Origin of the sequence: Sphingobacterium sp. T2 (genome assembly GCF_000814685.1) — a bacterium.
Classification (GTDB): Bacteria; Bacteroidota; Bacteroidia; order Sphingobacteriales; family Sphingobacteriaceae; genus Sphingobacterium; species Sphingobacterium thermophilum.
On sequence record NZ_JXAC01000252.1, the window covers coordinates 1 to 3,762 of the forward strand.

The 3,762-nt window shown below is 43.4% G+C and carries 6 protein-coding genes; 2 read left to right on the plus strand and 4 right to left on the minus strand.

The features are described from left to right. Positions 1 to 25: 25 nt before the first annotated feature. Both queA and SD31_RS13480 read left to right on the plus strand, forming a co-directional pair. Complete coding sequence (gene queA, locus SD31_RS13475) at positions 26 to 796, plus strand: tRNA preQ1(34) S-adenosylmethionine ribosyltransferase-isomerase QueA (protein WP_262506649.1); 771 nt, start codon at positions 26 to 28, stop codon at positions 794 to 796. Between the two features lie 67 nt (positions 797 to 863). Beyond that, complete coding sequence (locus SD31_RS13480; RefSeq protein WP_039054505.1) at positions 864 to 1,550, plus strand: 2-C-methyl-D-erythritol 4-phosphate cytidylyltransferase; 687 nt, start codon at positions 864 to 866, stop codon at positions 1,548 to 1,550. A 19-nt stretch (positions 1,551 to 1,569) separates the two neighbouring features. On the opposite strand, the gene SD31_RS16740 is transcribed toward SD31_RS13480, so the two are convergent. From SD31_RS16740 to SD31_RS13495, 4 genes are all read right to left on the minus strand, one after another. Beyond that, positions 1,570 to 1,722: a lmo0937 family membrane protein gene (locus tag SD31_RS16740; RefSeq protein WP_156138374.1), complete on the minus strand. Its 153-nt coding sequence runs from the start codon at positions 1,720 to 1,722 to the stop codon at positions 1,570 to 1,572. Between the two features lie 101 nt (positions 1,723 to 1,823). Next, positions 1,824 to 2,594: an MBL fold metallo-hydrolase gene (locus SD31_RS13485; RefSeq protein WP_039054506.1), complete on the minus strand. Its 771-nt coding sequence runs from the start codon at positions 2,592 to 2,594 to the stop codon at positions 1,824 to 1,826. Between the two features lie 7 nt (positions 2,595 to 2,601). Continuing rightward, positions 2,602 to 2,865, minus strand: coding sequence for a hypothetical protein (locus SD31_RS13490; RefSeq protein WP_039054507.1), 264 nt, complete (start codon positions 2,863 to 2,865; stop codon positions 2,602 to 2,604). Between the two features lie 23 nt (positions 2,866 to 2,888). Continuing rightward, the coding region (locus tag SD31_RS13495; RefSeq protein WP_039054508.1) for a glycosyltransferase at positions 2,889 to 3,762 on the minus strand (874 nt) is incomplete at its 5' end.

A 3,762-nucleotide genomic window follows, 5' to 3' on the forward strand; every position in this document is an offset into this window, starting at 1 on the left:
GTGAGTTAAACAAAGAATTACGTTTGTGGGATGTATAGTAGATCCGGCTCGTAAAATCCGTGTTGGAAACAAGCTATACTTTGGTGAAGATGATTTATTGGTTGCCGAAGTTGTGGACAACACGACTTCTCGTGGCCGCACTATCCGTTTCTTATTCGATGGTACTGATGAGGAGTTTCGCCGCAACATTGAAATTTTAGGAGAGACACCTCTACCTAAATATATCAAACGCAAAGCAACTCCGGAAGACAAGTACCGTTATCAAACTATCTACGCTAAAGAAGAGGGGGCGGTAGCAGCACCTACGGCAGGTCTTCACTTTTCACGTGAACTGATGAAACGCCTAGAGTTGAAAGGTGTTGACTTTGCGGAGATCACCCTTCACGTGGGGCTGGGCACCTTCCGTACAGTAGAGGTGGAAGACTTGACAAAACATAAGATGGACTCTGAGCAGTTCATCATCACAGAAGAGGCAGCAAAAATCGTAAACCGCGCCTTAGACAACAAACGTCGTGTATGCGCCGTAGGAACTACTTCTATGCGTGCCATAGAATCTTCCGTATCAGCAGACAAGAGACTTAAACCTGCTGCAGACTGGACAAGTAAGTTTATATATCCTCCTTACGACTTCAGCATCGCCAACTCTATGATCACCAACTTCCACATGCCGGAATCTACCCTATTGGTGATGATCGCTGCATTCGCGGGTTACGAAAATGTGATGAACGCCTATGAAGTAGCGGTGAAAGAGAAATACAGATTCTACAGCTACGGCGATGCCATGTTGATTATTTAAAATTCTGATATTATTTCAATATTTTGTAGCGTGATTGGACAACAGTCACGCTTTTTTATTTTATACCATGAACAAACGTATTGTCATCATCGCCGCCGGAGGAACGGGATCACGCATCAATGCTGACCTACCTAAGCAGTATATGCTGCTCAATGATAAACCCGTACTTATGCATACTATAGCTGCTTTTGTAGAGTGCAGCGACCTTATCGTGGTGGCTCTTCATAGCGATATGGTGCAATATTGGACAGAGCTATGCTTGAAATATGACTTTGTCGTGCCACACGAGATGGTCATAGGCGGCAAAACCCGCTTTCAGAGTATACGTAATGCTATCAACTTCATTGAACAACGCTTTCCCGACGTATTTTACGAAGAAGGAAACAGTATTGCCGTACACGATGCTGCACGACCTCTAGTGGATAAGGAGCTCATCGAAAAATCCTTTGAACTAGCAGAAAAAGGACAGTGCAACGTGTTGGCCACACGGAGCACCAACTCTATACGTTTGGGCGGCGTAGCAGATAACAAAGCTGTGGATAGAGATACGGTATGGCAGATACAGACCCCTCAGACCTTTCCGGCACACCTTCTACTGCAAGCTTACCGTCAGCCCGAAGAACCTCTCTTTACGGACGATGCTTCCGTAATAGAAAAAATTGGCTATCCCATACATCTTCTTGAAAGCAGCCCTAAAAATATTAAGATTACCTATGCAGAAGATTTTGAAATAGCCAAAATTTATATGAAGTAAGTGGTGAATGCCGTCACCGTTAGGCATTACCACGTATTATTCGTAATAGCACAACTATTACAGCTATCACCAATAATATATGGATGATACCTCCTGTAGCATAGCCACCTAAAAAGCTGATTGCCCAAATTATTACTAGAATAACGGCGATTAAATAAAGCAGATTTCCCATAGTCTTTTTTGTTTTTAAGTTTATAATTAGAGTGTATTGTTAAAAACTACCGTGACTATAGGAATAACAATCTTGAAAGCAAAAGGTTTAGCTATCCCACATTAATCTACTTCCAAGCACAGTTGGTCATAAGCGGCAAACACATTCTCCGGAAGAATATTACGGATATACTCATGGGTGCCGAAGCGGTGACTTATATGCGTAAGATAGGCTTTCTTAGGATTTATCTCCTGTATGAAGGCCAATGCTTCTTCCAGTGTAAAATGCGAAATATGAGGCTGCTCCTGCAGGGCATTCACCACCAGTACTTCCACTCCTTTCAGCACATCTTTGGTGGCGTCGGAGACAGTCTTCGCATCCGTAACATAAGCAAACTTGCCTATGCGGTACCCTATGACGGGCATCTTGTAATGCATAACTTCAAAAGGCTGTATTTCCACGTCAAACAGCTCGAAGGACTGCAAGGGACGGATTTCCTTGAGTTCCAGCTGTGGCGCTCCTGGATATTTCACAGCAGAGAAAGCATAATAGAATTCTCTTTCCAGCGCCTCTAACGTGGCAGCATTAGCGTAAATGTTGATAGCACGCTGTTGACGGAAGTTGAAAGCCCGCACATCATCGAGACCCGCGATATGGTCTTTGTGCGAGTGTGTCATTAGCACGGCATCTAGGTGTGTCACCCCCTCACGAAGCATCTGATAGCGGAAGTCAGGACCAGTATCGATGACGATGTTCTTACCATTATCCAACTCTATTAACACCGACGAACGCAGACGCTTATCATGCGCATCGGTAGACACACACACCTCACAGTTACAAGCTATCACAGGTACCCCCTGTGATGTTCCCGTTCCTAAAAATCGAATTTTCAATGCTCTCCTAGTCTTTTTTCGTTAACGTCTTATAAAAAGTCCACTGCTTCTCGTCAAGCATATCTTTGGTAACTTCAAATTCCCTCAACAGCTGGATCAGCGAGTTGATTTTGATTTCGAGGTTCGAAAACTTATTGACCACGATAACCTTAGTATTTTGTATTACACATGCTCCTGTCTTAAAGTTACCTTTTTCGTAACGAACCTTATAGCCAAGGTCCAATAGAAGCTGCTCAATTTTATCTAAGTTGTACTGTGTAATTGAAACCACTGTCTTCTAATTTATGTTCAAAACTACTTAGAAGTATCTTTCTTCAGCCAGATACGGTCTACATAGTTGGTCAGAAACCCTGTCCCATAGGCTATAAGCTGCGTGTAGGCTGCCACAACACCATATACCCCTACCTTCAGGCTTTTTGTCGTAAGTATGGCGTGTACCAGCAACAGCAATGTATAGCTTATGATAAACAAATTCCCTACCCTGACCAGAAATTGCAGCCACACCACATCTGTAAATATCATAAAATTGATGATATTAAGCACAATTAAGGTGATTAGTCCTACGGTAAATGCCGCAGGCAGCATATGGACGAGCTTCAATTCTGAGGGATAAAGTATAGAAATATCTATACGTCCTTTGCCAAAAGCATTAGTCTGCTTATAGAACTGAGAAAAACTTGTTCTGCGCTTATGATATACGAATGCTTCCGGAATAAGCCCTACCTTAAAACCAGACTGTATCATGCGGATACTGAATTCGATATCCTCCGAACGACGTGAAAGCTTATATCCCCCGGTCTTCTCATACACTTCACGTGAAATCCCCATGTTGAAGCTGCGCGGATGAAACTGACCTACATGCTTCTTGTTTCCTCTTATACCACCAGTAGTAAAAGGACTGGTCATCGAATAGCTTATAGCTTTCTGTATTGGAGTGAAAGATTCGTGCGCTGCATCTGGCCCTCCAAAGGCGTCCCAGCCGTTACGTGCTATGGCGTCCTTAACCTTCTGCAGATAGTCCGCAGGTACAAGTATATCGGAATCAAAGACAATGAAGAAGTCGCCCTTGGCACGTTCAAAACCATAGTTGCGGGCCTTGCCCTGCCCCTCATTTTCTTTGAAAAAGTATTTGACATCCAATCTGTCGGCATAGTGTTCTATGATATGC

Coding starts and splice junctions, on each gene's coding strand:
- SD31_RS13480 (WP_039054505.1), top strand. CDS start 864: ATGAACAAACGTATTGTCATCATCGCCGCCGGAGGAACGGGATCACGC.
- SD31_RS16740 (WP_156138374.1), bottom strand. CDS start 1,722: ATGGGAAATCTGCTTTATTTAATCGCCGTTATTCTAGTAATAATTTGG.